The following is a 26258-nucleotide window of genomic DNA, read 5'->3' as shown; positions in this document are numbered from 1 at the left end:
TTTGGCGTACGTTTCGATCATGACGACTTCGGAGATCGCAACCGTCCTCGCCTGGCACGACGCGTTGAACGCGGGGGACTTCGGCACGCTGCTGCAGGTGTCCAGCGATGACATCGAGTTCGGCGATGCGAACGGGGCGGGCCAAGGCCACGAGGCACTTCGCGAATGGGCGGCCTCGTTGGGCGTCACCGCCGCCGACCCCGGCCGGATGTATGTCCGTGACGGCGTGGTGGTCGCCGAGGAACAGGACGGCGACGCGGTGGCGTTCCGGGTGGTGCGTGACCATGTCACGTCGGTATTCAGGCATGCCGACCTGCGCTCCGCATTGGCGGCGACCGAGCTGACCGAAGAGGACCTCGCGGGCTGATGCGGGGGATCATCCTGGCGGGCGGGTCGGGCACGCGCCTATACCCGATCACGATGGGCGTCAGCAAGCAGCTGATGCCCGTCTACGACAAGCCGTTGATCTACTACCCGCTCTCCACGCTGATCATGGCGGGGATCCGCGACATCCAGGTGATCACCACCGCGCAGGACGCAGCCAATTTCCGCAGGCTGCTCGACGACGGTTCGGCGTTCGGTATCAACCTGACCTATTCGGTGCAGGAGCAACCCGACGGCCTGGCGCAGGCTTTCGTGATCGGCGCCGACCACATCGGCGGGGAGTCCGTTGCGCTGGTGTTGGGCGACAACATCTTCTACGGCCCCGGCCTGGGAACGAGCCTGCGTCGCTTTCAAAATGTTAGCGGCGGTGCGATTTTCGCCTACCGGGTGGCCGACCCGTCGGCCTACGGTGTCATCGAGTTCGCCGCCGACGGCACCGCGCTGTCGATCGAGGAGAAGCCCGCAACACCGAAGTCGCACTACGCGGTGCCCGGCTTGTACTTCTACGACAACGACGTCGTCGAGATCGCCCGCTCGCTGGACAAGTCGACCCGGGGCGAATACGAGATCACAGAGGTCAACCAGGTCTACCTGAACCAGGGCAGGCTTTCGGTCGAGGTCCTCGACCGGGGCACGGCGTGGCTCGACACCGGTACGTTCGACTCGCTGTTGGACGCCAGCGACTACGTCCGCACCATCGAGCGCAGGCAGGGGCTGAAGATCAGCGTGCCCGAGGAGGTGGCGTGGCGCGTCGGCTTCATCGACGACGACCAACTCGCCGAGCGCGCCCACGCGTTGCTCAAGTCGGGATACGGCGCCTACCTGTTGGAGCTGCTGGAACGTCAGTAGCGGCGCCCGGCCTGGCCAGTACGGCCGCGATCGCAGTTGTCAGTGGCACCGAAAGCGCCAGTGCGATACCGCCGACGGCTGAGCGGGCGATCTCGATGGCGACGGTCTCGCTGGTCAATACGTCGCCGAGCGACCGGTTGGCGACACTGAACAACAGAAGCAGCGGCAGTGCACTGCCGGCATACGCCAGCACCAGCGTGTAGACAGTGCTGGCGATGTGATCGCGGCCCACCCGCATGGCGCCGACGAAGATGCCCCTGCGTGAGCTGCCGTCGCCCACTTGAGCCAGCTCGAACACCGTCGACGCCTGGGTGACGGTGACGTCGTTGAGCACGCCGAGAGAGCCGACGATGAAGCCTGCCAGTAGCAGCCCGGTGATCGACACGTTGCCGAGGTAGGTCGCCACCGCGTTGTTCTCTTCCTGGGACAGACCGGTCAGATGGGCCAATTCGATTGCGGCCCAGGATAATCCCGCGGCAAGCAGAAGCGCCGTCAACGTGCCGAGGAGCGCCGCACTCGTGCGCAGACTGACACCGTGCGCGAGGTAGATCACCGCATACAGGATGGTGGCCGACGCGACCAGCGCCACAGGGATGGCGGCGCCTCCGTCGCGCAGCGCAGGCAACATGAACACGACCAACACCGCGAACGCCACGACGATGCCGACGAGCGCGCGCAGTCCGCGCCACCTGGCGACCGCCACGACAACCACCGCGAACGCGGCGGCTATAGCGATCAGCGGCAGTTTTCGCTCGTAATCGTAGAAGGAGTAGGTCGTGGTCCCGGTGGAGTCGACCACGCGGGTGATCCGGATGCTCTCACCGACCGCCAATTGTGGCTGGCCCGGGCCGCCGCTGAACTCCAGCAGTGTGTTGGCGCCCTCGTTCGGTCCGGAGTCGATCGCTATCAGCGACTGCACACAATGGGCGTCGTCGCCCTTCACGGGTACCGGTGCCGTCGTCAACACTGCACCCACCGATTGGTCACCGCACGTCGCGGCGCTGCTAGAGCGCACATGCCCCGCCTCGGTGGTGACAGCGCCGCCTGCGGAGTTCTGGAAGGGCAGAGGGATGTCGACTTTCTGCTGGCTCGGCCACAGCCATACGGCCCCGGCCACAACGACGAACCCGATGGCAGTCAGCAGACCGACGACGATCCTTGCGGCCAGCGGTCCCAGCGGGGCAGGACCCTGCAGGCTGTGCGAGTGGGCATGCGAGTGCGTCACCCGGACGAGGGTAGAGGCAGCACCTGAAAACGCAGTTACTGCCGGTAGCTTGCCAGGAAGTTGCCGAGGCGATCGATGGCGTTGGCCAGATCGCGGGCCCATGGCAGGGTGACGATCCGCAAATGATCTGGTGTGGGCCAGTTGAACCCGGTGCCCTGTGTTATCAGGATCTTCTCCTGCAGCAGCAGGTCCAGGACGAGCTGTTCGTCGTCGGCGATGTCATAGACCTCGGGATCCAGTCGAGGGAAGACATAGAGCGCGCCTTGCGGTTCGACGCACGACACACCTGGGATCTCGTTGAGTTTGGCCACCGCCACGTCGCGCTGCTCGAGCAGCCGCCCGCCAGGCAGCACTAGATCCTCGATGCTCTGATGGCCGCCAAGAGCGACCTGAATCGCATGCTGCGCAGGCACATTGGGGCACAGCCGCATGTTCGCCAACAGGCTGATGCCCTCGATGAAACTCTCGGCGTGCTCCTTGGGGCCGGTGATCACCAGCCAACCCGACCGGTAGCCGGCCACCCGGTAGGCCTTCGACAGCCCGTTGAACGTCAAGGTCAGCACATCGGGCGCGACCGAAGCCGTCGCGATGTGCTTCGCGTCGTCGTAGAGGATCTTGTCGTAGATCTCGTCGGACAACAGCAGCAGCTGGTGTTTGCGCGCGAGATCGGCTATCGCCGTAAGCACTTCCCTGCTGTAGACCGCACCGGTGGGATTGTTCGGATTGATCACCACGATCGCCTTGGTGCGGTCGGTGATCTTGGACTCCATATCGGCGATGTCGGGCTGCCAACCCGCCGTCTCGTCGCATAGGTAGTGGACCGGGGTGCCGCCGGCCAGCGAGGTGCAAGCGGTCCACAGCGGATAATCCGGGGCGGGAATCAACACCTGGTCGCCGTTGTCCAGCAGTGCCTGCAACGTCATCTGGATCAGTTCTGAGGCGCCGTTGCCCAGATAGACGTCGTCGACGTCGAACCGGGGAAAACCGTCCACCAGTTCGTAGCGTGTGAAGACGGCCCGGCGCGCGGCCTGGATGCCCTTGGAGTCCGAGTAACCCTGTGCGTACGGCAGCGCCTGGATCATGTCGCGCATGATTACGTCGGGCGCCTCGAATCCGAACGGCGCGGGGTTGCCGATGTTGAGCTTCAGGATCCGGTGGCCTTCGGCCTCAAGCCGCGCCGCATGCTCATGCACGGGCCCGCGAATCTCGTACAGAACGTCCTGTAACTTCGACGACTGCGTGAATGTGCGCTGCCGTGGGTGCTGGCCGGTCGAGTGCCACGGCACCTGATGGGTAGTCACGTCATTCATCGTCTCATTGATGGCAAATTGAATTTGCCGATCGATACCGGGCTGTGATCTTTGGCCGACGTCAGCGCTTCCCCGGCGGCCGCGCGCCCTTTGCGATTCCCAGCCCCTTCACCGGGGTTGCAGGCGTCTCACCGTTTCCGTCGTTGGAAGGCTCAGGCGCAGGAGCGGATTCGCCGTCGGATTCTGGTTCCGGCTGCGGCGCAGCGGGTTTGGCGGCAGGTTCGGTAGGCGTCTTCTTCGCGCCCGGCCTGCGCGCACCAGCGGCGATACCGAGGCCCTTGACCTCCGGTTCAGGCTTGGCCACGCCCAGATCGGAGTCGGCGGTGTCGGTCTTGGCACCCGGCTCGGCCTTGTCGGGATCGACGTTCGGGGGCTGCGTGACGGTGGCTACGCCCTCGTTCGGCGCAACTTTCGCCGGTGCCTTCTTGGCGCCGGGTCGCTTGGCTCCCGCGGCCAAGCCGAGCCCTTTGACCTCGGCCTTTGCCTCCGCCTTCGGAGCGGCCTCCGCCTTCGCCTCCGCGGGTGCCTCGGCCTTCGGCTCGGCGGGTGCGGCTGCCGTCTTCTTGGCACCCGGGCGCTTCGCGCCGCCCGCGATGCCGAGGCCGGTCACCGGCTTGGATTCCGCCTCGGTCGCTTGGTCTGTCTTCGGTTCCGGCTCGGCTTCTGGTTCCGCCTCGACGGTCGCGGTTTGCGCCTCGACCGGCGCTTCTGCGGGCTTCTTTGCTGCGCGCTCCTCGGCCTCCTTTGCGGCGGTGCCCTTTTCGGGCAATGTGACCGAGCTCGTGTCGAGCGAGGCGAGGAGCAGCTGTGCCACGTCGAGGACCTCCGCCTTGGGCAGGTCATTGGCCGCGGCGACGTCGTCGACGCCGTCGGTCATCATCACGCGGCAGAACGGGCAGCCGGTGGCGATCTTCGACGCGCCGGTGTCCAATGCCTCCTCGACGCGTTCGTGGTTCACCCGCTTGCCAATGTGCTCTTCCATCCACATGCGGGCACCGCCTGCGCCGCAGCACAATCCGCGGTCGGCGTGGCGAGGCATCTCGGTGAGCTTGGCGCCGGACGCGCCGATGAGTTCACGTGGCGCGTCGTAGACCTTGTTATGCCTGCCGAGGTAGCACGGGTCGTGGTAGGTGATGTCGGAACCCTCACCGTCCACCGGCTTCACCGGCACCAGCTTCTTGTCCCGGAGCAGTCGGTTCAGCAGTTGGGTGTGGTGCAGCACGGTGTAGGTGCCGCCCACTTGCGGATATTCGCGACCCAACGTGTTGAAGCAGTGCGGGCAGGTGACGACAACCTTGCGATCGACCCGCTCGACGCCTTCGAACAGGTCGTTGAGCGTTTCGACGTTCTGCGCGGCCAGCTGCTGGAACAGGAACTCGTTGCCCGACCGGCGGGCTGAGTCACCGTTGCAGGTCTCACCCTCGCCGAGCACCAGATACTTCACTCCGGCGGCGGCGAGCAGTTCGGCGACGGCCTTGGTCGTCTTCTTGGCGCGGTCCTCGTAGGCGCCCGCGCAGCCGACCCAGAACAGGTATTCGTAGCCCTCGAACGAGTCGACGTCCTTGCCGAACACCGGCACATCGAACTCGACCTCGTCGATCCAGTTGGTGCGGTCCTTGGCGTTCTGACCCCACGGATTGCCCTTGGTCTCAAGGTTTTTGAACAACACACCGAGCTCGGCGGGGAACTCCGACTCCATCATCACCTGGTAGCGGCGCATGTCGACGATGTGGTCGATGTGCTCGATGTCCACCGGACACTGCTCGACGCACGCGCCGCAGGTGGTGCACGACCACAACACGTCGGGGTCGATGACGCCGCCCTGTTCGGCGGTGCCGACCAGTGGACGGGTGGCTTGTTCGGGACCGGATCCTAAGATGCGCTCGAAGCCCGACTCCGGCACGTGCTCGTGCGAGTGCTCCTCGCTGCGCTTCTCGCCGCGCAGCTCCTCGCCGAGGCCACCCTCAGGGGTGTTCTCCAGCGGAGTTTCCTTGTCGTCGAGGATGTATGGCGCCTTGGCGAACAAGTGGTCGCGAAGGTTCATGATGACGAGCTTGGGCGACAGCGGCTTTCCGGTGTTCCACGCCGGGCACTGGGACTGACAGCGTCCGCACTCGGTGCAGGTGGTGAAGTCGAGGTAGCCCTTCCAGGTGAAGTCCTCGATCTTGCCGCGGCCCAGCACCGCGTCCTCGGCGGGATCCTCGAAGTCGATCGGCTCGCCCTTGTACTCCACCGGCAACAGCGGGCCGAGCGCGTTGGGCAGGCGCTTGAAGGTGACGTTGAGCGGCGCCAGGCCGATGTGCAGGTGCTTGGAGTGCAGAACGATCAGCAGGAACACCAGCATCACGCCGATGTGCAGCAGCAGCGCGACCGTTTCGATCCACTCGTTGGCGGTTTGGCCCAGCGGGCTCAGCACCCAGCCCATGAACTGAGAGAAGAAAGCGCCGTCGCCGTAGGGCAGATTGCCGGTGTTCACCGCCGAGCCGCGCACGAGCGCGTAGGTCCACACAACGTTGAAGATCATGAAGAGAATCAGCCACGCGCCGCCGGTATGCGACCCGTAGAAGCGTGAGTCGCGGCCGTGTTCCTTGGGCTCGGTCCGCAGCCGGATGATCGCGAAGGTCGTGATGCCGGCCAGAACGGCCAGCGCGATGAAGTCCTGCAGGAAGCCCAGCGCGTCCCACCGTCCGACCAGCGGGATGTGGAAGTCGTGGACGAACAGCAGACCGTATGCCTCGAGGTAGACCGAGGCGAGGATGAAGAAGCCCCACATCGTGAAGAAGTGCGCGAGGCCGGGAATCGACCATTTCAACAGCCGGGTTTGCCCGAAGACTTCCTTGATCTGCGTTGCGATGCGAGTGCCGAGTTCGTTCTTGCGGCCGCGCTCGTCGCTGGTTTTCTGACCGGACCGGATCAGGTTCGTTAGCCAAAGGACCCGGCGGGCGGCGAAGACCAGAACAACTGCGGTCATCCCGAGCCCGACGACGAGCCTGATCAGCGTATGGGTGTCCACCCGCGTGCCTCCCGGTGTCCAAGTTACCCAAGAGTAACTTATCTAAAGTTACTCGCCAGTAACTTATGCTCGATGCCTGCTCATAGTTGCATCTCGCCGGGAAAGACCGCTACGAAGGCTCCCCTTACTAGGGCGACGGGGTCAGCACGGGGGCCAATATCGGCGCCAACAGGCCGGGCTTTGCCGGAGCCTTCTGCGCACCACCGGCCCCGGTGCCGGTCTCGGTGCCGGTTCCAGATCCCGTGCCGCCGGTTCCCGTGCCACCCGTCCCCGTGCCCGTGCCCGGGTCGATCGGAGGCGTTCCCGTGCCGGGATCGGTCGGCGGTGCGGGATTCTCGGGAGCCGGCGCGGGTGCGGGATTCTCGGGAGCAGGAGCAGGAGCAGGAGCAGGAGCAGGAGCAGGAGCAGGTGCGGGGGCGGGAGCCGGGGACGGTGCTTCAGGTACCGGCGCGGGTGCGGGGGCAGGCTGCTGCGGTGCGGGCGCAACGACCGGCGCTTGCTGCTGCGGTCGTGCCGCAACCTGCGGTTGCGGCCGTGCCATCACGGTCGTGACGACAGGGGCCTGCGCGGGTGCAGGCGGCACTGCTGCGGGCACGGAGGGCTCCGCGACGGGCGCCGGCGCTGGTGCGATGTTCGACGACGTGCCCGCAGGAACAGCGGAGGTGTCCCGCGTTAAAGCCGTCAGACCGAAGACCACCGCTGCGACGACGACGGCCGCAGCCGCGAGACCGAACAGCAGAACCGGGCTGCGCTTGCGAGACGGCGGCTGCTCTTCGGTTTGGTCGTGCTGGAAGTGCAGCTCCGGTCGGCCATCGGCGGGTGTCGCGACGAACGGGTTGTCGAAGTGCGGCTCGACCTCCAGGATGTCGCGATCGCCGACTTCGGACCACGCCAACGCGCCGACGGTCGACGCGCCCCCGCCTGCGAACGCTGCCGCGGATACCGTCGCCATAGCCGGTGCGGCGGAAGCCATGGCGGTTGCGGGCTCGACGACCTGGCTGCGGTCCGCGATCAGCGCGACGCCTTCAGCGGCTGTCAGTTGCGGCCGCGGCGTGCTGACGACCCTCGTTCGAAGGTGCTCGGAGAGCCGTTGCGTCACCAGCGGGATGCGGGCACCGCCGCCGACGGTCGCAACCGCCGAGATGGCGGCCAACGGAATCCGATTGCGTTGCAACGTGTCGAGCAACGACGCGATGAATTCGTCCAGCGACTCGTCGATCAGGTCGTCGAGCTCCATGCGCGTCAACCGCACGGTCGTCTCCAGCCCGGGCACGTCGACGACGATGGGCGTGGCCGTTTCGTCGGACAGCCGTTCCTTCGCCTGCCTGCATTCGTCCCGCAGTCGGGCAAGGGATCCGACCATCGCGGTGCCCGCCGGGTCGGCGTTCGACGCCTCCAAGACCCCCGTGACGATCCTGGACAAGATTGCCTGGTCGAGCCGGTCGCCCGAGAAGTCGGGCACTCGCACCGTCTCACCGATGACGGCATCCTTTGCCGCGGCGTCGACCAGCGTGATGCTGGAGCCGCTGCCGCCGAAGTCGCACAGCACGATCACGCCCGTCGTGGGCAGGCCCGGATCGAAGCGCAGGGCCGTCAGGGCGGCAGCGGCGTCGGACACCAGCGGCGAGCGAGCCAGGCCAGGCTTTTCGCGCATGGCGCCGCGCAGCGCCTCGACCATCGGGGCGCCCCAATGCGCCGGCACCGTCACCGCGACCTCCGACACGCGCGCCCTGGCGGCGCTGCGGGCCACTCCGTCGAGCGCCTTCACCAGCAGGCTCTCCGGCCGGTGCCGCGAGCCGTCCTGGGCGACCATCGGGATGGGATCACCGACACGGTCGACGAATCCGGTGAGCGTCACGCCGCGTTCCAGCGTTATCGTCGAGGGCCAGATGACGGCTCGCTGACCGGCGCCCGCGCCGGTGAGGTTGGTGGCGCCAATGGTCAGACCGAGCGAATTGCCTTTGCCGGCTGGCGGATTGGACACGTCACACCTCTGCGTCGGATTAGTCGCGAAACGATTAATTCGACCGTAAGCGCCACACTGCCGCCGCGGATCGGTGCCCACCCCGGTGCTCGAATGAGACCGATGGGGGATTCCGATTAGGGGATTGCGCGGCGTTAGGGGATTTGACTGCCGTCAGGTGGGCGTGGCCAGCATCGCCCTCAGCATCGACAGCATCTCCGAGCGGGACTCCGCTCCCAACCGGCGGCGGATGCGCGCCACGTGGTGCTCGACGGTCTTGGCCGAAATGAACAACTGGCTGCCGATGTCGCGGTAGGGCATGCCCAGAAGCAGCAGCTCGGCGACCTCGCGCTCACGGTCGGACAGCCGTGACGACTGCTGACGGGTCGATCCCGTAGGTGTCGCGGTCGCGGGCGCCGACTCTGGGCCTGGACCGTCATCGGCAGCGGTCGCCAACTTCAGGTCGCGAGCCAGCTGCAACATGGCGCCCGACACCCGCCCGTCGGGGGTCTGCAACGCGGCCTGACCCGCCAGCCGGGTGGCGTCCGAGGTGAGCCCGAATTGGGAGAGCGACCGAGCAGCAGCTGTCACCTCGTCGACGTCGACGTGGTTGGCCAGCACCCGCAGCCACGTCCGGCCCGCCCCCGAGAGTGCCCTCGCGAACGCGCTGCTGCCCGCGGCAGCCGTCAGCGCATGGCCGTGGGGCGCGACAGCCTCCGGCGAGTTGGCCAGGATGCCCGCGTGGACGCCGGCCCAATGCAGCGGCACCGACCACAGCACCGGATTGCCCAGCGCGGTAAGCAGAGCGAACGCCTCGTCAAGGATGTGCTGGAGCCGGTCCACCTGGCGCAGTCGCGCCGCGGCTACCCACAGTTCGCCGAGGGGAAGCAACGAGAAGAGGTCGACCGAGTACTCGGCCAGCACTTCGTTGGCGGCATACCAGTGCTTCTGGACTGCTCCGCCGTCTCCGCTGCGCCGGGCGATGGCCGTATTGAGGGCCGCCGCCCACAGAGCGTCGCGGCGATGCAGTGTCGCGTCGGCGACGGAGGCGGCGTCGGCCGTCGCCGTGCCCAACTGACCCTCCTGCATACGCACCCAGCCGAGCAGAAGCCGGTGTCGATGAACCGAGAAGGCGTCGTCCTCCCCGCCGGAGCGCACCGCACGCCCGATGACGCTGCGGGCACGGACCGGGTCGCCCCCATGCAGCGCGGCCAGCGTGACAAGCGCGGCCGCGCTGTCCGGTGCAACACCGGGCTGTTGCTGTTCGGTCGTGATGGCCTGCCCAAGGCGGGCGACGGCGACGGGGAACGGTTGGTCAAGGGATAACAACAACCCCTCGGCAAGGCTGTGTGCTGCGCGAGCGGTTGACGTTGGCGGGCCGGCACTTTCGGTGCTCAACGCCTGCCGGGCCGTCTGCGCATCACCGGCTGCGACCGACACGACGGCGTTCGCCGCGCTGACGAAGGCGTCGGGGTAGGGGCCCAGCCAGCGGAACAGGTCGGCCGCCTGGGTGGCGCTGCCGTCATGCACCGCGATGCTCGCCGCGATGCGTACCGCGGCGGCTCGCTCGGCAGCATCGTCGGAAGCAAGCATCTCGTCGGTCAACCGGCCCGCGGTCGCGCAGTCACCCGTCATCGCCAGCGCGTCGGCGAGTCGGGCGCTGACCTCGGTTGCGCCCGCGTCGGCGGCCGCGCGGTAGAGCTGTGCCGCCTTGGCCGGTTGGCTGCGGTGGTGGGAAGCCAGGTCTGCCAAAGCGTGGGCAAGCCTATCGTCACGCAGCCCGTGGTCGGCCATTCTCAACGCGAGATCCGTTGACAGCGTAGTGAGTTCGATCTGGGACGACAGCAGGGCGAGCTCGATGTCGTGATGCCGTGCGGCGCCGATGATCGCGGCAGCGGCAAGATGGACCGACCGCAGAAACACCTGACTGTGTGATGGCTCGATCAGCCCGCTTGCCCGGGCCCGGTCGACGAGTCGTTGTGCCTCATCGGAGTGCAGGCGCAGCGCCGCGGCAACGTCGTCGGGACCCAAACCCGGGCTCAGTGACGACACCAGCAGGGTGTCGAGGACTGGCTCGTCGACTCGGCGCAACCTCTCGATGAGCGCGAATTTGGCCGCCTCCACAATGACGTTCACCACAGGCTCGCCGTTGGGTGACATCGCGGCGGCGATCGCAGGCCGGAGCAGAAATGGCAAGCCGGCGGTCGAAAGTATCAGCGCCCGAACGACTTCCGGCGCCAGGTGACCGGCGGTGGCCGATCCGGCCGCTTCGCTGACGTCGGATGGGCCCAATGCGCCAAGCGTGATCACGGGGTTCTCGCGTTCCAGCGCGGTGGCCAACTTCCGCAGGGCCTGCCGCTGGATGAGCGGTTCGGCGGCGACAACCATCGTCGAGGCCGGGTCGGACGCCCGCTCGGCGAGCTGTTCGAGTTCCTCGTCGCCGAGCAGGTGCGCGTTATCGATGACGATTGCCGCCTGCGGATCGTCACCCGCACGCGGCGCCCGTGTCATGACCTGAACGTCGGCTGCCCGCAACGCATTCCGCATGATCGTGAGCACAGAGCTCTTGCCTGTACCGATGCCGCCCGACACCAGCACCTTGATCGGTTCGGTCGGCGCCGCGATCAGCGCCGAGACGGCATTTCGGCCCGCAGGCGGTATGTCGGTCAGTGCTTCAGGCGCAGGCCCGGCCATTGCACATTCTCCACTAAGCCCCGCCGGCAGGTATGTCGGGCTGCGGCTGCGGTTCCGGCTTGGGCTGTGGTTTGGGTGCCGGAGGAGACGTCGTCGTCGTGGTCGTCGTCGTCGTTGTGGTGGTGGTCGTGGTCGTCGCCGTTGTGGTGGTTGTCGTCGTGCTCGACGTGGTGGTCGGCGACGTGGTCGTCGTGGTGGTGCTCGACGACGGCGGAGGTGGCGGCGGCGTGACGATAGTGGTGGTCGGCTGGCCGTCGGAGCCCGTCACCGTGACGGTCGTCGGCTCGGCGGGCGGCGGCTGTCCCGATGTCGGTTCGAGGGAGAACGTTGTGCTTGTTTCGGTTACCGGACCCAGCACACCGCTGTTGCCCGTCAGCGTGATCGCCAGACCGCCGATGGCCAGTAAGGCGGCAGCCGCAGCCGCTCCGAACAGGATTGGTGGCCGCTTGTACCACGGCAGTGGTGGCGGCTCGGTCTCGTATTGCGGTTCGTCGCCCGGGCTGAACGCCATGGGGGGCCGGGCATCGGTCGGTCCGGTGTAGACATCGGTGCTGTAATCCGCGCCGGTGTACGGCACCGGCTCACCCCCCGCGGGGTCGTCCTGCGACCACGCCAGGGCGCGGTACGTCGCCGAAGGGGCTCCATCGGCCGCGGACTCGCTCGCCGCCAGACCGGCGGCGCCGGCAGCCCATGCCGCGGGCGCGATACCCGTCGGCACATCGGCGGCCGGTGACAACCCCGTCGGCGCATCGGCCGCCAGGTCCCCGTCGGCGAGCAGCGCGGCGCCCGCGGCCACGTTCAATTGCGAATGCGGCGTGGTGATGACGGGCACGCGGAACTGTTCGGAAAGCCGCTGGGTGACCAGCGGGATGCCGGCGCCGCCGCCGACCGTTGCCAGCGCGGCGAGCCTGGCGGGCGCGATGTTGTTGCGCTGCAACGTGTCCTGGATCGCGGCGAGCAGGCCCGCAAGCGACCCGGCGATGAGGTCGTCGAGCTCGGTGCGGGTCAGCCGGACATCGGAACGGAACCCGGGCAGGTCGACGGGCACCGCGGTCGCGGTATCTGCCGAGAGGCGTTCCTTGGCCTGCCTGCTCTCGTCACGCAGTCGGGTCAACGAGCCGACCGCCGCGGTGCCTGCCGGGTCGGCGTTGTTGGCATCGGCGACACCGGCGAGAACATGATTGAGGACCGCCTGGTCGATCCCGTCGCCGGAAAACTCGCCGTATCGTACGGTTTCGCCAATCGGCGCGAGGTTCGCAGTCGCGTCGGCAAGTGTGATGCTTGTTCCGCTGCCGCCCAGGTCGACCAGCGCGACCACACCGGCGGGCAGGCCAGGTGCGGTCTGCAGCGCGGCGAGCGCGGCCAGCGAGTCGGGTATCAGCGCCGCAGGCACCCCGCCCGGTGACAGGTTCGGCTTGTCCCGCAGCGCCCCGCGTAATGCGCCGACCGTCGCGGGTCCCCAATGTGCGGGCACCGCAATGGCGACGGGCTGGCCGCCACCGACTGTGTTCGCAAGCGCGTCGAGGGCTTCGACGAGCACGCGTTCGCCAATGTGGGAGCTGCCGTCCTCGGCGACCAGCGGGACCGGATCGCCGACCCGCTCGACGAAGCCGGTCAGCACGAGGCCGGGTTGGTTGAGCGCCGGGTTCTCTGCGGCGACGCCAACCTCGGGGGCGCGGTCGGGAAACAGCGTCAGCACGGCGCGGCGCGACACGGGCGGCCTGCCGACGCGCGCGGCGACCAGGTTGGTCGCCCCGATGGACAACCCGAGAGCTGTGCTGCTCATGCAGACTCCTCTGCTCGGCCGCCCATCACGATAGCGGCCGACGACGTGCTGAACACGCAGATCCCCCTAACGGCGCAAAACCCCTAACGTCGTGTCCCCTAACGTTGCGGCGGCAGGGGCGGGTTTCGCACCGATCACGCAAGAGCAGGCCCTGGATAGCATCGTGTCTAACGAACGGGCGCTCGCCCGAAGTGTCTTCCAACAGGAGAGGAGGTGTGTCATGGCAAACCCGCTACTCGACTTTGTCATGTCGTTGGTGCGGGACCCTGACGCTGCCGCCCAGTATGCTGCTGACCCGGCGCAAGCCATCCACGCCGCCAACCTGCCCGATGTGACCAGCGCAGACGTGAATGCGCTGATCCCGGTTGTCTCGGAATCGCTGTCGTCGGCGGTGCCGAGCACAGGCGCGGATCTACTCGGCGGAGATGCCGGGGGCAACGTATGGAGCAGCGGGGCCGCTACCGCGGCTTTCGACGCATTCGATGACCATTCCTCGGTCCCGGTGATCGACGACGGACACGTCTTCGCGACGAACGTCATCGAGCAGCCCGACGATTCGTTGCACGCGGGTCTGGACCCCCTTCACGATGCCGATGTTCCGGCCGTCGCGACCTTCGACGATCCCTCCGCGCAGCTCACAGACGGGTTCATCGACGACGCACCGCTCGTCGGCGACCCCGGCGACACCGACTGGCAGTCAGTCGTCGACGACGCCCAGCACCACCTGGACACCGGCGACACCGGATTCGACGTTTTCGATTAAGGCGCATCAGCACGTCCACAACGGCGCGGCCACTCACGGCCGCGCCGTTTTTGGCACGCTGCGGCATCGCTGAGCTGGCCTGATGCCGTCATCCCCGACTATCCCCTAATCCCCTAATGGGGGACCCCCAAGTATCCCTGTATGGGGTCCCGCAGGGATAGGTGCGGACCCCGTTTCCATGGGGTTGCCGTGTCCATAACGTAGTCCCCAGATCGCCGGACAGCCGGTGACGACCACAACAGAACCACCACACCGAAAGGCACTCCGATGACGAACCCCATCTCCTTCCTCTTCGACTGGCTCCTCGGCCTGACCCGCCCCGGCGCCGATCCCGCCGATGTCCGCGCCTTCGTCGCCAACCCGACTCAGGCGGCTTCGCAGGCAATGGGCACCGCGGTGACCCAGGCCCAGCTGACGCAGGCCGCATCCGCGGTCGTCGCGCCTGCAGCGTTCTACGGCGGCGGCGACCCTATCCAGGCTCTGCAGCACACGGTCGCCGACAACAGCGGCCTGACCTTCGCGCCGCAGCGGACGTTCGCCCCCGAGACGGACTTCGCCAGCCACAATGACACCCAATTCGCCAGCGGCAACGACATCGGCAGCCCGCGGGCCGGCGAGGACGTGCAGCAGGGCGTCGGCAACTTCGACCTGAACTTCGGAGACTTCACCTTCGGTGACAAGAACACGGCCTCCGACGGCAGTGTGATCAACACCGGCAACGCAGGCGACATCGACAACACCAACGTCAGGGGCGACGGCAATATCACCGGCGACCACAACGACGGCAACAACACCGGCAATGTGCATGCGGGGCAGGGCTCCAATGTCAACGCAGGCGGCATCAACAACGACCTCGATGACCACAGCCACGACGTCAACACCCAGGCGGGTGGCGACGTGGCCACCAACACCGGCAGTGGACAGAACACCCAGGTCGGCGACATCGACAGCAGCGGCGGCGGTGCGGCCGGTGGTAGCGGTGGCCATGGTGGCGGCGGGCTCATCAATGTCGGCAGCGACGGCGGCAACGGTGGCGCGGCGGCCGGTGGCTCCGGCGGCGGTGTGATCATCGCCCCGACGCAGCACGGCAGCAGCAACAACCAATCGGCCGGCCAAGACGCCAACAGCGTCGACGCTTCGCATTCGCACGCCCCGGTGGCTGTCGGCAACGAGGATGACCACTCGGCCAGCTCGTTCGGCGGGGACGCGACCCAGCTGGACCACACGCAGGGGACCGTCGATGCCAGCCACGACGACAACTCCTCGCACCACCAGGTCGATACGCACGTCGACACCCACGTCGACAACCACGTGTTCTGATCGACAGCCTCAACCGCACAACGCAACTGGCGGGGATCGTCCTTCGATCCCCGCCAGTTGGCGCGTCTACCGTAGGGGCACCATGACGCAACCGAATGACCCTCGCAAGGTGAACGTCATCCTCGAGCTGATCGACCACACCCGCAAGATCGCCGAGGCCAACGAGCGCGGGGATCTGGCCGAGCGGCTCGATAAGGCGCGGGTGCGCATCTCCGATCCCCAGATCCGCGTTGTCATCGCCGGCCAACTGAAGCAGGGCAAAAGCCAGTTGCTCAACTCGTTGCTGAATGTGCCGGTGGCCCGGGTCGGCGACGACGAGACGACGGTGGTCGCCACGGTGGTGTCATATTCGGAGCAAGTGTCGGCACGGCTCATCGTGGCCTCACCCGATGGTGACGAGCCCTCGGTGATCGCGATTCCACCGGCCAACCTCCGCAACGATCTGCGGCGCGCTCCGGAAGCCGGTGGCCGCGAGGTGTTGCGGGTAGAGGTCACCGCCAGCAGCCCCCTGCTGAAAAAGGGCCTGGCGTTCATCGACACCCCCGGCGTCGGCGGCCACGGGCAGCCGCACCTGTCGGCCACCCTTGGCCTGCTGCCTGATGCCGACGCGATGCTGATGATCAGCGACACCAGTCAGGAGTTCACCGAGCCCGAGATGCGGTTCATCCGCCAGGCCCAGGAGATCTGCCCGGTGGCGGCGATCGTCGCGACGAAGACCGACCTCTATCCGTATTGGCGCGAGATCGTGGCGGCCAACCAGGCTCATCTGCAGCGGGCGGGTTTGTCGCTGCCGGTGATCCCTGCGTCGGCGCTGCTGCGCAGCCATGCCCTCCAGCTCAGCGACAAGGAGCTCAACGAGGAATCCAACTTCCCCGCCATCATCAAGTTTCTCAGCGACAAGGTGCTGTCCAGGGAGGACGACCGGATCCGCGATCAGGTGCTCGCCGAGGTTCGTTCGGCTGCAGAGCATTTGACGCTGAGAGTGGAGTCCGAGTTGTCCGCGTTCAACGATCCCGAGGCGCAGGGGCGATTGAAGGACGAGCTGGAGCGACGCAAGGAGGAAGCCCAAGATGCGCTGCAGCAGACGGCGCTTTGGCAGCAGGTGCTCAACGACGGGATCGCCGACCTGACATCGGATGTCGACCATGACCTGCGCGCCCGGTTCCGCGCGATCACCCAGCACACGGAAAAGGTCATCGACGACTGTGACCCGACCAATCACTGGGCGGAGATCGGCACCGAACTGGAGGATGCGATCGCGACGGCCGTCGGCGACAACTTCGTCTGGGCCTATCAGCGCGCCGAGGCGCTCGCCGAAGAAGTGGGCCGCACATTCGTCGAGGCCGGGCTGGACGCAGTCAAGATGCCACAGATCGATGCCAGAGAGATGGGTGCCGGTTTCGGCGAGCTCAAATCGCTCGGCCGCTTGGAAGCCAAGCCGATCAAGGCCGGCCACAAGGTGGTCACCGGCATGCGCGGCAGCTACGGCGGCGTGCTGATGTTCGGCATGCTGACGTCGTTCGCCGGGCTCGGCATGTTCAACCCGCTGTCGCTGGGCGCCGGACTCCTGTTGGGCCGCAAGGCATACAAAGAGGACATGGAGAACCGGATGCTGCGGGTCCGCAACGAGGCGAAGATGAACATGCGGCGGTTCGTCGACGATGTCGCCTTCGTCGTCGGCAAGGAGTCGCGCGACCGCCTCAAGGGAGTTCAGCGCCAGATCCGTGATCACTACCGCGGCATCGCGAACCAGGCCACCCGCTCGCTCAACGAATCACTGCAGGCGACGCTGACGGCCGCCAAGCTGGAGGAGAACGAGCGCAACAACCGGGTCGCCGAGCTGGAACGGCAACTCAACATCCTGGGGCAGGTGACCGACCATGCGAACAGGCTGGCGGTTGCTGCACCGCAGTCGTCGCCGCAGCCCGCGGGCAGGTCGTAGCCCGACCAACCCCGTCAGCGGTGCTGCGGCCCGGTGCATAAGCTGATTGACCGTATATGAGCACGAGCGATCAGGTGCGCGCCATCCTGGGCGGCACCGTTGGGGCCTACAGGGCTGATCCCGCGTACCGTCAGCGTCCCGACGTGCACAACGAGCTGGACCGGATCGGCCGCCGGCTCAACCAGCCGATCCGGATTGCGCTGGCCGGGACGCTGAAGGCCGGTAAATCGACTCTGGTGAACGCGCTTGTCGGCGAGGACATTGCCCCCACCGACGCAACCGAGGCCACCCGCATCGTGACGTGGTTTCGCAACGGCCCGACACCGAAGGTCACCGCGAATCACCGTGGCGGCAGACGCTCCAACGTGCCGATTGCCCGAAACGGCGGTCTCACCTTCGACTTCGCCACCCTCGACCCGGAGGACGTCATCGACCTGGACGTCGAGTGGCCCGCCGCCGAACTGATCGACACCACGATCATCGACACCCCCGGCACCTCGTCGTTGTCGCGCGACGTCTCACAGCGCACGCTGCAACTTCTGGTTCCCGAGGACGGCGTTCCGCGCGTCGATGCGGTGGTGTTCCTGCTGCGCACCCTCAACGCCGCCGATATCGCGCTGCTGAAGCAGATCGGCGAACTCGTCGGCGGTTCGGCGGGGGCGCTCGGCGTCATCGGGGTGGCGTCCCGTGCCGATGAGATCGGCGCCGGTCGCATCGACGCGATGCTGTCGGCGAGGGACGTTGCCAAGCGGTTCACCTCGGAGATGGACAAGACCGGCATCTGTCAGGCCGTCGTCCCGGTGTCAGGCCTGCTGGCGCTGACCGCACGCACCTTGCGGCAGAGCGAGTTCGTGGCGCTGGAGAAGCTCGCCGCGGTCGACGCCGCCGAACTGGCCAAGGCGATGCTCTCGGTCGACCGTTTCGTTCGCGAGGACAGCGGGCTGCCGGTCGACGCGGCGACCCGTACGGCGCTGCTGCACCGGTTCGGCATGTTCGGCCTGCGGATCTCCATCGCGGTGTTGCGCACCGGCGTCACCGACTCCGTCGGGCTGGCTGACGAGTTGCTCGAGCGCAGTGGCCTCGTCGCCCTGCGCGACGTCATCGACCAGCAGTTCGCTCAGCGCTCAGATCTACTCAAGGCGCACACGGCCCTGCTGTCGCTGCGCCAGTTCGTTCAGAGCAACCCGATCTACGCAACGCCATACATTCTCGCCGACATCGACCCTTTGCTCGCCGACACCCACGCCTTCGAAGAGTTGCGTCTGTTGAGCCAACTACGCTCGCGCGCAACGACATTGAATGAAGACGAGATGGTGTCGCTGCGCCGCATCATCGGCAGCTCCGGTACCGACGCCGCAAGCAGGCTCGGCCTGCAACCCGGTGATCCCTATGACGGGCCGCGCGCGGCATTCGCCGCTGCGCAGCGGTGGCGGCGTCGGGCGGACCACCCGCTCAACGACCCGTTCACCACCCGCGCATGTCGCGCCGCGGTGCGCAGCGCCGAGGCGATGGTCGCCGAATACGCCGCCAGGGGGCGTTAGCCGCCTGCGCCGGGAATCGGGATCTGCGGGATCTGTGGAATCTGCGGGACCTGCGGATTGCTCGCCGGCGGCGAGACCGTGACGGTGCTCGTGCTGGTGCTGATCGAGGTGCTGATGCTCGGTTCGGTCGTCGTTGTTTCGCTCGACGGGGCCGTCGTCTCCGTGCTGGTGGACGGCGCCGTCGTCTCGGTGACGGTCTCGGTCGGTGCGACTTCCGAGGGGGACGACGTCGACGTGGTCGTGGTGGTGGTCGTCGACTCCGTGCCGTCCGACGAGTCATCCGACAGCAGGCTCACCGCCAGCCACACGATGAGAGCGACCAGCAGCGCGATCAGCGCGCCGAAGCCGACGAGTGCCGCGGGCCTGCGATACCAGGGCGTCGGCGGCTCGGGCGGTTGGCCCGGCTGCTGCTGATAACCGCCGTAGTCGCCGTAGTTGGCGGCGTATTCGGTGGGCTCACTGTCCGAGTAGTAGTTCGGGTCATCAGGTCCATTTCCAGCCACGGGCACCGATAGTAGGCGCTCAGCCCAACGGTCCAGGACCCAGTGTGCGGGTGATGTTGAAGCGCGGCCGTCGGGAAGTGGGCCCACCGGGGGATTCGTCGAATTCGCGCGGGCGCGGCCGTGTGAACGTCGGGCTGCTGCTTTCGCTACCGCTGCTGCTGGTGTCCGATGTTCCCGAGGTTGTCGACGGTCCCGGCGGTCCGTTGATCTCGGTGGTGGAGATCTGTGGAGTGCTGGTGATGGTCGGTGTCGTGGTGGTCGCCGACGATGCCGATTCCGCCGCCGTCTCCGAGAAGGACGGGTTGACGAAGTTGAGCGGCGCGTCGGCAGGCTCGTCGCCTCCGCTCATGAACATCACCGCGCCGACGAGAACACCGATGACGGCGATGCCCGCTGCGCTGGCCCCCACCACGGCAAGAGTCGAGTTGTGCCATGGCGTGTTCGGCTCGTCGCCGCCGAACTCGTCGACGAATTCGGCCTCGTCGAATTCGGCTTCGTCGAATTCGTCGTCAAGATCGGCGCGTGCCACGGCATCCGATATTAATCCGCCGACCTGCGGTAACGCTGGGTCAATTCAGTTGAGCGACCACCTCGGAGGCGAACAGGTCCAGGTGATCGAGGTCCGACATATCCAGAAGTTGCAGGTAGACCCGTTGCACGCCGATCTCGGCGAACGCGCCCAGCTTGTCGACGATTTCGTTCGGCGTCCCCGCCAGCGGTGAACTGCCGCGCAACTCGTCCACCTCACGTCCGATCGCCGCCGCCCGCGTGGCCACCTGGCTCTCGTCGCGTCCCGCGCACGCCACGAACGCCGCCGAATATGTCAGTGAGTCCGCGGGGCGCCCGGCGTCGGCGACGGCGGCGCGTACCCGGTCATAGGTGGCTTTGAGCGTGTCCGCGGGCATGAACGGAGCGTTGAACTCGGCCGCGAACTTCGCGGCGAGCGCGGGCGTGCGCTTGGGCCCACCGCCGCCGATGATGATCGGCGGATGGGGCCGCTGAACGGGCTTGGGTAACGCAGGCGAATCAACCACCGACTGGTGCTTGCCGGTGTAATTGAACGTCTGGTTCTCCGGGGTCGTCCACAGCCCCGTGATGATGTCCAGCTGCTCCCGCAATCGCTCGAACCGTTCGCCGAGCGGCGGGAACGGAATCGCGTACGCCTTGTGTTCGGCCTCGAACCAGCCTGCGCCGAGACCCAACTCGACTCGGCCTGCGCTCATCTCGTCGACCTGCGCCACCGAGATGGCCAACGGGCCGGGGTAGCGGAAGGTGGCCGACGTGACCATGGTGCCGAGCCGGATCGACGTCGTCTCGCGCGCTATGCCGGCCAGCGTGACCCACGAATCGGTGGGTCCGGGTAGGCCGTCGCCGCTCATCGCCGCGTAGTGGTCGGATCGGAAGAACGCCGAGTAGCCAAGCGCCTCAGCAGCTTTGGCGACGGCAAGCTGGTCGGCGTAGGTGGCGCCCTGCTGGGGTTCGACGAATGCGCGAAAGTCCACGGGTGCCAGCCTAGAGCGCCGGGCTGGCTAGAAGCTTTCGACCTTGTCGATGCTGACAAACCCGCCGTGCTTGGTCTGCTGGTTGGTGAACCGGGTGCCGTCGGCGGTGGCCACGATCGTCCAGCCGACCGCGCTGTATGTGCGGTAGTCGATGGTGACGACGGGGATGTCGCCGAGGTTGCCGACGATCCAAGACAGGGTCCCATCGGCGGACAGGTTCACCCCGTTGGCCCGCACACCGTTCTGCAGCGGCGCGTTGGTGAACAGCGCCTCGCACGCAACCGACTGCTCGTCGAGCTGGCAGCGGGTCTGGCCCGATTTCGTCTCGATGAAGACGTAACCGGACTCCTGCGGTGGGAGCACCTCTGCTGCAGGCGGCGACACCGGCGAGGACGGCGAGGACGGCGGAGTTTTCGTCGGTGCCGCGGCGGTCGGCCTGCTCGTGCTGGGCCGCGAGGTGGGGAAACTCGGCTCGGTAGGCGACCCCGAGCTCGTGACCGGCGTGCCCTGGGTGCCAACATGGCATCCCGCCAGCAGCGCCTGCGCCGCGAGCGCGCACGCAAACACCCCAATCCGTCGCATGTCAAAAGGCTACTTAGCGCAGGTCGGGGCCCGCCTGTGACGCGCCGGAGGCGGCTGGGAACAAACTTCGAATACCCGCCGTTGTCCATTTCGACAAGTTGAGTCGCCCAAGCTCAAGTCTGGCTTGACACGGAAGTGTCGGGGGTAGCAGTCTTGAGCGCGGTCCACTCAGACCCCAACAAAGCTATTTCAGGAGGAACACCATGGCTCGTGCGGTCGGAATCGACCTCGGGACCACCAACTCCGTCGTCGCGGTACTGGAAGGTGGCGACCCTGTCGTCGTCGCCAACTCCGAGGGCTCCCGTACCACCCCGTCCGTCGTCGCGTTCGCGCGCAACGGCGAGGTGCTCGTCGGCCAGCCCGCCAAGAACCAGGCGGTGACCAACGTCGACCGGACCATCCGTTCGGTCAAGCGCGAAATCGGCACCGACTGGTCTGTCGAGATCGACGGCAAGCAGTACACCCCGCAGGAGATCAGTGCACGCATCCTGCAGAAGTTGAAGCGGGATGCGGAAGGCTACCTGGGCGAGGACATCACCGATGCGGTGATCACCGTCCCGGCCTACTTCAACGACGCACAGCGCCAAGCCACCAAGGATGCCGGCCAGATCGCCGGCCTCAACGTGCTGCGCATCGTCAACGAACCGACCGCGGCCGCGCTGGCCTACGGTCTGGACAAGGGCCAGAAGGAACAGACCATCCTGGTCTTCGACCTCGGCGGCGGCACCTTCGACGTGTCGCTGCTGGAAATCGGCGAAGGCGTCGTGGAAGTTCGTGCCACCTCCGGTGACAACCATCTCGGTGGCGACGACTGGGACGACCGGATCGTCGAGTGGCTCGTCGACAAGTTCAAGGCGTCGGCAGGCATCGACCTGACCAAGGACAAGATGGCCATGCAGCGGCTTCGTGAAGCCGCGGAGAAGGCCAAGATCGAGTTGTCCAGCTCGCAGAGCACCTCGATCAACCTGCCTTACATCACCGTTGACGCGGACAAGAACCCGCTGTTCCTCGACGAGCAGCTGACGCGCGCGGAGTTCCAGCGCATCACCCAGGACCTGCTGGACCGCACCCGTCAGCCGTTCAAGTCCGTGATCGCCGACGCAGGCATCTCGGTGTCCGACATCGACCACGTGGTGCTGGTGGGTGGTTCCACCCGCATGCCCGCGGTGGCCGAACTGGTCAAGGAACTGACAGGCGGCAAGGAGCCCAACAAGGGTGTCAACCCCGACGAGGTCGTCGCGGTCGGCGCCGCGCTGCAGGCCGGCGTGCTGAAGGGTGAGGTGAAAGACGTTCTGCTGCTTGACGTCACCCCGCTGAGCCTTGGTATCGAAACCAAGGGCGGCGTGATGACCAAGCTGATCGAGCGCAACACCACGATCCCGACCAAGCGGTCGGAGACCTTCACCACGGCCGACGACAACCAGCCATCGGTGCAGATCCAGGTCTATCAGGGTGAGCGCGAAATCGCTTCGCACAACAAGCTGCTCGGCAGCTTCGAGCTGACCGGCATACCGCCGGCCCCGCGCGGCGTGCCGCAGATCGAGGTCACCTTCGACATCGACGCCAACGGCATCGTCCACGTAACCGCCAAGGACAAGGGCACCGGCAAGGAAAACACGATCAAGATCCAGGAAGGCTCCGGCCTGTCCAAGGAAGAGATCGACCGGATGATCAAGGACGCCGAGTCGCACGCCGACGAGGACCGCAAGCGCCGCGAGGAGGCCGATGTCCGCAACCAGGCCGAGTCGCTGGTCTACCAGACGGAGAAATTCGTCAAGGAGCAGCGCGAAGCCGAGGGCGGATCGAAGGTTCCCGAGGACACCTTGACCAAGGTCGACGCCGCGATCGCGGAGGCGAAGACGGCGCTGGACGGAACAGACATCTCTGCGATCAAGTCCGCGATGGAGAAGCTGGGGCAGGAGTCCCAGGCTCTCGGCCAGGCGATCTATGAGGCCACGCAGGCTGATCAAGGTGCCGACGCGGGCGCATCCGGCGGTAACGGTCCGTCGGGCACGTCTGATGATGACGTCGTCGACGCAGAGGTTGTCGAGGATGATGACCAGGAGAACAAGTGAGCTCCAACGATCCGCACGAGCCGGTGACCGTCACCGACAAACGGCGTGTCGATCCCGAGACCGGTGAGATTCGCCAGCCGGCAGCCGGGCCGGCCCCCAGTGGGCCGGCGCCGGCGGCCGCGCCGTCGGACAGCCCGGACAAGGTCGCCGAACTGACCGCAGATCTGCAACGGGTGCAGGCTGATTTCGCGAATTACCGCAAGCGGGCCCTTCGCGACCAGCAGCTGATCGCCGATCGCGCCAAGGCAGGCGTGATCGCGCAGTTGCTTGGCGTGCTGGACGATCTCGATCGCGCCCGCAGCCACGGCGACCTGGAATCGGGCCCGTTGAAGTCGGTTGCCGACAAACTGGTGACCGCCCTTGAGGGACTGGGCCTTTCGGGGTTCGGCACGCAGGGCGACGAGTTCGACCCGGCGCTGCACGAAGCCGTGCAGCACGAGGGCGACGGGACCCATCCCATCGTCGGCACTGTGATGCGGCGCGGCTACAAGGTCGGCGATCAGGTGGTGCGGCACGCGATGGTCGGCGTGGTGGACACGGTTCCCGACGCCGGTGAAACGGCCGACAAACCCGACGCTGCGCCTGCGCAGGACGCAGAATCAATCGAGCAGGACAACTAGACAGGTAAGGAGGTGACGCGAAATGGCCCAGCGTGAATGGGTCGAAAAGGACTTCTACAAAGAACTCGGCGTCTCCTCTGACGCCACCGCCAAAGAGATCAAGGGCGCCTACCGCAAGCTCGCCTCCGAGCTGCACCCGGACAAGAATCCGGATGGCGCCGACCGGTTCAAGGCCGTCTCCGAGGCGTACAGCGTGTTGTCCGACGACGCCAAGCGCAAGGAGTACGACGAAACCCGTCGGCTGTTCGCAGGCGGTGGTTTCGGTCGCGGCCGGTACACCGGCGGCAGCAGCGGCAACTTCGGCGGATTCGGCTCCGACGGAGCGGAGTTCAATCTGAACGACCTGTTCGATGCGGCAGGCCAGACCGGCGGCGCGAACATCGGCGACCTGTTCGGTGGGCTGTTCGGCCGTGGCGCACAGCAGCCCCGACCCAGCAGGCCGCGGCGCGGCAACGATCTGGAGACCGAGACCGAGCTGTCGTTCATGGAGGCCACCAGAGGTGTGGCGATGCCTCTGCGGTTGACCAGCCCGGCGCCGTGTACGAATTGCCATGGCAGCGGCGCACGTCCGGGCACCAGCCCGAAGGTGTGCCCGAACTGCAACGGCGCGGGCGTCATCAACCGCAACCAGGGCGCGTTCGGCTTCTCAGAGCCGTGCACCGAATGCCGTGGCAGCGGCTCGATCATCGAGCAGCCCTGCGACGAGTGCAAGGGCACCGGCGTCACGACACGTACCCGCACCATCAACGTGCGGATCCCGCCTGGCGTCGAGGACGGACAGCGGATCCGGCTCGCCGGTCAAGGTGAAGCCGGGCTGCGCGGCGCGCCATCGGGCGATCTGTATGTGACCGTGCACGTGAAGCCGGACAAGGTGTTCGGACGCGATGGCAACGATCTCACGGTCACGGTGCCGGTCAGCTTCAGCGAACTCGCGCTGGGCACAACACTTTCGGTGCCGACGCTGGAGGGCAAGGTCGGTGTGCGGGTGCCGAAGGGCACATCGGACGGCCGCATCCTGCGGGTGCGGGGCCGAGGTGTTCCCAAGCGGTCCGGCGGACACGGAGACCTGTTGGTCACCGTCAAGGTCGCGGTGCCACCCAAGATCGAGGGCGAGGCCGCAGAGGCGTTGGAGGTCTACGCGAAAGCCGAGCGGGCCAGCGGGTTCGATCCGCGGGCCGGATGGGCCGGTGCGTGATGGCAGGCAAGCGCTCCGACGACCGGGAAGCCGCCAGGACCTTCCTCATCTCGGTCGCCGCTGAGCTTGCGGGCATGCACGCGCAGACGCTGCGCACCTACGACCGGCTCGGTCTGGTCAGCCCGCAACGGAGCTCGGGCGGCGGCCGACGCTACTCACAACGCGACGTCGACCTTCTTCGCGAGGTACAGCGGCTATCTCAGGACGAGGGTGTGAACCTCGCAGGCATCAAGCGGATCATCGAGCTGACCAACCAGGTCGAGGCGCTGCAGTCTCGATTGACGGAGATGGCCGAAGAACTGAATCGCTTGAGCGCCAAGAGAACCCGTGACATCGCTGTAGTGCCGAAGAGCACTGCGCTTGTGGTCTGGCAGCCGCGCTCCAAGCGTTGAGTCACGCCCCGGTAGCCAACTTAGTTGGTGGTTGGTGGGGCCTGTGGTTGGAAGGTTTGGTACCACCACCAGTCGGCGCGTTCGCCGCTGGGCCCGGGGCTGGGTGGTACCGCCGGTCGGGGTGTGGTTGGTGGGCGCGCGAGTGAGGCGTTGCTGAGTGGCCGGCCGGCGCTGTCGGTGACGACGAGATTTGGTGCGGGTCCGGTGATGGTGATGACGCCGCGGTGGTGCAGCCGGTGGTGATACGGGCACACCAGCACCAGGTTGGCCAGTTCGGTGGGGCCGCCGTCTTCCCAATGTTGGATGTGGTGGGCGTGCAGGCCGCGGGTGGCCCCGCAGCCGGGAACCACACAGCAGTGGTCGCGGTGCTCCAGGGCGCGGCGCAGCCGGCGGTTGATCAGCCGGGTCTCCCGTCCCGCGCCGATCACCTGGCCGTGCCGTTCAAACCACACCTCACAGGTGGCGTCGCAGGTCAGGTAGCGGCGTTCGTCATCGCCCAGTAGCGGGCCCAGGTGCAGGGCCGCGATGCGCGCCGCCACGTCGACGTGGACTACGACGGTGGTGCGCTGCCCGTGCGGGCGGGCGGCGACGTCGGTGTC

The 26258-nt window shown here is 66.9% G+C and carries 21 protein-coding genes; 10 read left to right on the top strand and 11 right to left on the bottom strand.

Annotation, left to right across the window (positions count from 1 at the left end; all coding sequences use genetic code 11):
• The first annotated feature begins 19 nt into the window (after nucleotides 1-19).
• Nucleotides 20-367, top strand: a complete 348-nt coding sequence (locus tag QOJ24_RS02680) for a nuclear transport factor 2 family protein (RefSeq protein WP_526258842.1) — start codon at nucleotides 20-22, stop codon at nucleotides 365-367.
• A complete protein-coding gene (gene rfbA / locus QOJ24_RS02675) occupies nucleotides 367-1233 on the top strand; it encodes a glucose-1-phosphate thymidylyltransferase RfbA (RefSeq protein WP_526258840.1) in 867 nt (288 codons plus the stop codon). Before QOJ24_RS02680 ends, rfbA begins: the two co-directional genes overlap by 1 nt.
• Here rfbA and QOJ24_RS02670 read toward each other — a convergent pair.
• From QOJ24_RS02670 to QOJ24_RS02645, 6 genes are all read right to left on the bottom strand, one after another.
• Nucleotides 1184-2458, bottom strand: a complete 1275-nt coding sequence (locus QOJ24_RS02670; protein ID WP_526258838.1) for a YibE/F family protein — start codon at nucleotides 2456-2458, stop codon at nucleotides 1184-1186. The genes rfbA and QOJ24_RS02670 overlap by 50 nt on opposite strands.
• A 35-nt stretch (nucleotides 2459-2493) precedes the next feature.
• Nucleotides 2494-3768, bottom strand: a complete 1275-nt coding sequence (locus tag QOJ24_RS02665; protein ID WP_526258836.1) for a pyridoxal phosphate-dependent aminotransferase — start codon at nucleotides 3766-3768, stop codon at nucleotides 2494-2496.
• 61 nt (nucleotides 3769-3829) lie between these two features.
• A complete protein-coding gene (locus QOJ24_RS02660; RefSeq protein ID WP_526258866.1) occupies nucleotides 3830-6739 on the bottom strand; it encodes a (Fe-S)-binding protein in 2910 nt (969 codons plus the stop codon).
• A 169-nt stretch (nucleotides 6740-6908) separates the two neighbouring features.
• The gene (locus tag QOJ24_RS02655; RefSeq protein ID WP_526258835.1) at nucleotides 6909-8765 is read right to left on the bottom strand and encodes an Hsp70 family protein; all 1857 of its coding nucleotides are present in this window, start codon (nucleotides 8763-8765) and stop codon (nucleotides 6909-6911) included.
• A gap of 153 nt (nucleotides 8766-8918) precedes the next feature.
• On the bottom strand, nucleotides 8919-11438 hold the full coding sequence (gene iniR, locus QOJ24_RS02650; RefSeq protein ID WP_526258833.1) for an isoniazid response ATPase/transcriptional regulator IniR: 2520 nt from the start codon (nucleotides 11436-11438) through the stop codon (nucleotides 8919-8921).
• A 13-nt stretch (nucleotides 11439-11451) separates the two neighbouring features.
• Nucleotides 11452-13224, bottom strand: coding sequence for an Hsp70 family protein (locus tag QOJ24_RS02645; protein WP_526258831.1), 1773 nt, complete (start codon nucleotides 13222-13224; stop codon nucleotides 11452-11454).
• Nucleotides 13225-13444: 220 nt separating this feature from the next.
• Here QOJ24_RS02645 and QOJ24_RS02640 point away from each other — a divergent pair, with 220 nt between their 5' ends.
• The 4 genes from QOJ24_RS02640 (at nucleotide 13445) to QOJ24_RS02625 (ending at nucleotide 18790) form a co-directional block, all read left to right on the top strand.
• Nucleotides 13445-13987 carry an Rv0340 family IniB-related protein gene (locus QOJ24_RS02640; protein WP_526258829.1) on the top strand — a complete coding sequence of 181 codons (543 nt, stop codon included), beginning with the start codon at nucleotides 13445-13447 and terminating at the stop codon, nucleotides 13985-13987.
• Between the two features lie 267 nt (nucleotides 13988-14254).
• The gene (locus tag QOJ24_RS02635) at nucleotides 14255-15307 is read left to right on the top strand and encodes an IniB N-terminal domain-containing protein (RefSeq protein ID WP_526258827.1); all 1053 of its coding nucleotides are present in this window, start codon (nucleotides 14255-14257) and stop codon (nucleotides 15305-15307) included.
• 82 nt (nucleotides 15308-15389) lie between these two features.
• Nucleotides 15390-17249 (top strand): dynamin family protein, encoded by a 1860-nt coding sequence (locus tag QOJ24_RS02630; protein WP_526258825.1) that lies wholly within the window; start codon nucleotides 15390-15392, stop codon nucleotides 17247-17249.
• A gap of 56 nt (nucleotides 17250-17305) precedes the next feature.
• Nucleotides 17306-18790 carry a dynamin family protein gene (locus QOJ24_RS02625; protein ID WP_526258823.1) on the top strand — a complete coding sequence of 495 codons (1485 nt, stop codon included), beginning with the start codon at nucleotides 17306-17308 and terminating at the stop codon, nucleotides 18788-18790.
• Here QOJ24_RS02625 and QOJ24_RS02620 read toward each other — a convergent pair.
• Genes QOJ24_RS02620 through QOJ24_RS02605 form a run of 4 tightly spaced genes read right to left on the bottom strand, consistent with a single transcriptional unit; the run spans nucleotide 18787 to nucleotide 21377 of the window.
• Nucleotides 18787-19293 (bottom strand): hypothetical protein, encoded by a 507-nt coding sequence (locus tag QOJ24_RS02620; protein ID WP_526258821.1) that lies wholly within the window; start codon nucleotides 19291-19293, stop codon nucleotides 18787-18789. The two genes, QOJ24_RS02625 and QOJ24_RS02620, sit on opposite strands and share 4 nt — an antisense overlap.
• A 19-nt stretch (nucleotides 19294-19312) precedes the next feature.
• The gene (locus QOJ24_RS02615; protein ID WP_526258819.1) at nucleotides 19313-19822 is read right to left on the bottom strand and encodes a hypothetical protein; all 510 of its coding nucleotides are present in this window, start codon (nucleotides 19820-19822) and stop codon (nucleotides 19313-19315) included.
• Nucleotides 19823-19862: 40 nt separating this feature from the next.
• The gene (locus QOJ24_RS02610; protein WP_526258817.1) at nucleotides 19863-20795 is read right to left on the bottom strand and encodes an LLM class F420-dependent oxidoreductase; all 933 of its coding nucleotides are present in this window, start codon (nucleotides 20793-20795) and stop codon (nucleotides 19863-19865) included.
• 27 nt (nucleotides 20796-20822) lie between these two features.
• Entirely contained in the window at nucleotides 20823-21377 is a 555-nt protein-coding gene (locus QOJ24_RS02605; protein WP_526258815.1) for a hypothetical protein, read from the bottom strand.
• Nucleotides 21378-21580: 203 nt separating this feature from the next.
• Between QOJ24_RS02605 and dnaK the strand changes: the two genes are divergently transcribed.
• Genes dnaK through QOJ24_RS02585 form a run of 4 tightly spaced genes read left to right on the top strand, consistent with a single transcriptional unit; the run spans nucleotide 21581 to nucleotide 25659 of the window.
• A complete protein-coding gene (gene dnaK, locus QOJ24_RS02600) occupies nucleotides 21581-23452 on the top strand; it encodes a molecular chaperone DnaK (protein WP_526258813.1) in 1872 nt (623 codons plus the stop codon).
• Nucleotides 23449-24072 carry a nucleotide exchange factor GrpE gene (gene grpE / locus QOJ24_RS02595; protein WP_526258811.1) on the top strand — a complete coding sequence of 208 codons (624 nt, stop codon included), beginning with the start codon at nucleotides 23449-23451 and terminating at the stop codon, nucleotides 24070-24072. The genes dnaK and grpE overlap by 4 nt, the downstream gene beginning before the upstream one ends.
• 22 nt (nucleotides 24073-24094) lie before the next feature.
• A complete protein-coding gene (gene dnaJ, locus QOJ24_RS02590) occupies nucleotides 24095-25267 on the top strand; it encodes a molecular chaperone DnaJ (protein WP_526258809.1) in 1173 nt (390 codons plus the stop codon).
• A complete protein-coding gene (locus tag QOJ24_RS02585; protein ID WP_526258864.1) occupies nucleotides 25267-25659 on the top strand; it encodes a heat shock protein transcriptional repressor HspR in 393 nt (130 codons plus the stop codon). Before dnaJ ends, QOJ24_RS02585 begins: the two co-directional genes overlap by 1 nt.
• Nucleotides 25660-25679: 20 nt before the next feature.
• On the opposite strand, the gene QOJ24_RS02580 is transcribed toward QOJ24_RS02585, so the two are convergent.
• Nucleotides 25680-26258: HNH endonuclease signature motif containing protein (locus QOJ24_RS02580; protein WP_526258807.1), on the bottom strand; the 579-nt coding region annotated here is incomplete at its 5' end.

Origin of the sequence: Mycobacterium sp. (genome assembly GCF_032159775.1) — a bacterium.
Taxonomy (GTDB): domain Bacteria; phylum Actinomycetota; class Actinomycetes; order Mycobacteriales; family Mycobacteriaceae; genus Mycobacterium.
This window is presented reverse-complemented; position numbering and strand designations above follow the sequence as displayed.

Excerpts from the sequence above, each read along its gene's own strand:
- QOJ24_RS02680 (WP_526258842.1), top strand. The coding sequence starts at position 20 with ATGACGACTTCGGAGATCGCAACCGTCCTCGCCTGGCACGACGCGTTG.
- rfbA (WP_526258840.1), top strand. The coding sequence starts at position 367 with ATGCGGGGGATCATCCTGGCGGGCGGGTCGGGCACGCGCCTATACCCG.
- QOJ24_RS02665 (WP_526258836.1), bottom strand. The coding sequence starts at position 3,768 with ATGAATGACGTGACTACCCATCAGGTGCCGTGGCACTCGACCGGCCAG.
- QOJ24_RS02660 (WP_526258866.1), bottom strand. The coding sequence starts at position 6,739 with ATGACCGCAGTTGTTCTGGTCTTCGCCGCCCGCCGGGTCCTTTGGCTA.
- iniR (WP_526258833.1), bottom strand. The coding sequence starts at position 11,438 with ATGGCCGGGCCTGCGCCTGAAGCACTGACCGACATACCGCCTGCGGGC.
- QOJ24_RS02645 (WP_526258831.1), bottom strand. The coding sequence starts at position 13,224 with ATGAGCAGCACAGCTCTCGGGTTGTCCATCGGGGCGACCAACCTGGTC.
- QOJ24_RS02640 (WP_526258829.1), top strand. The coding sequence starts at position 13,445 with ATGGCAAACCCGCTACTCGACTTTGTCATGTCGTTGGTGCGGGACCCT.
- QOJ24_RS02635 (WP_526258827.1), top strand. The coding sequence starts at position 14,255 with ATGACGAACCCCATCTCCTTCCTCTTCGACTGGCTCCTCGGCCTGACC.
- QOJ24_RS02630 (WP_526258825.1), top strand. The coding sequence starts at position 15,390 with ATGACGCAACCGAATGACCCTCGCAAGGTGAACGTCATCCTCGAGCTG.
- QOJ24_RS02625 (WP_526258823.1), top strand. The coding sequence starts at position 17,306 with ATGAGCACGAGCGATCAGGTGCGCGCCATCCTGGGCGGCACCGTTGGG.
- QOJ24_RS02605 (WP_526258815.1), bottom strand. The coding sequence starts at position 21,377 with ATGCGACGGATTGGGGTGTTTGCGTGCGCGCTCGCGGCGCAGGCGCTG.
- dnaK (WP_526258813.1), top strand. The coding sequence starts at position 21,581 with ATGGCTCGTGCGGTCGGAATCGACCTCGGGACCACCAACTCCGTCGTC.
- dnaJ (WP_526258809.1), top strand. The coding sequence starts at position 24,095 with ATGGCCCAGCGTGAATGGGTCGAAAAGGACTTCTACAAAGAACTCGGC.
- QOJ24_RS02585 (WP_526258864.1), top strand. The coding sequence starts at position 25,267 with ATGGCAGGCAAGCGCTCCGACGACCGGGAAGCCGCCAGGACCTTCCTC.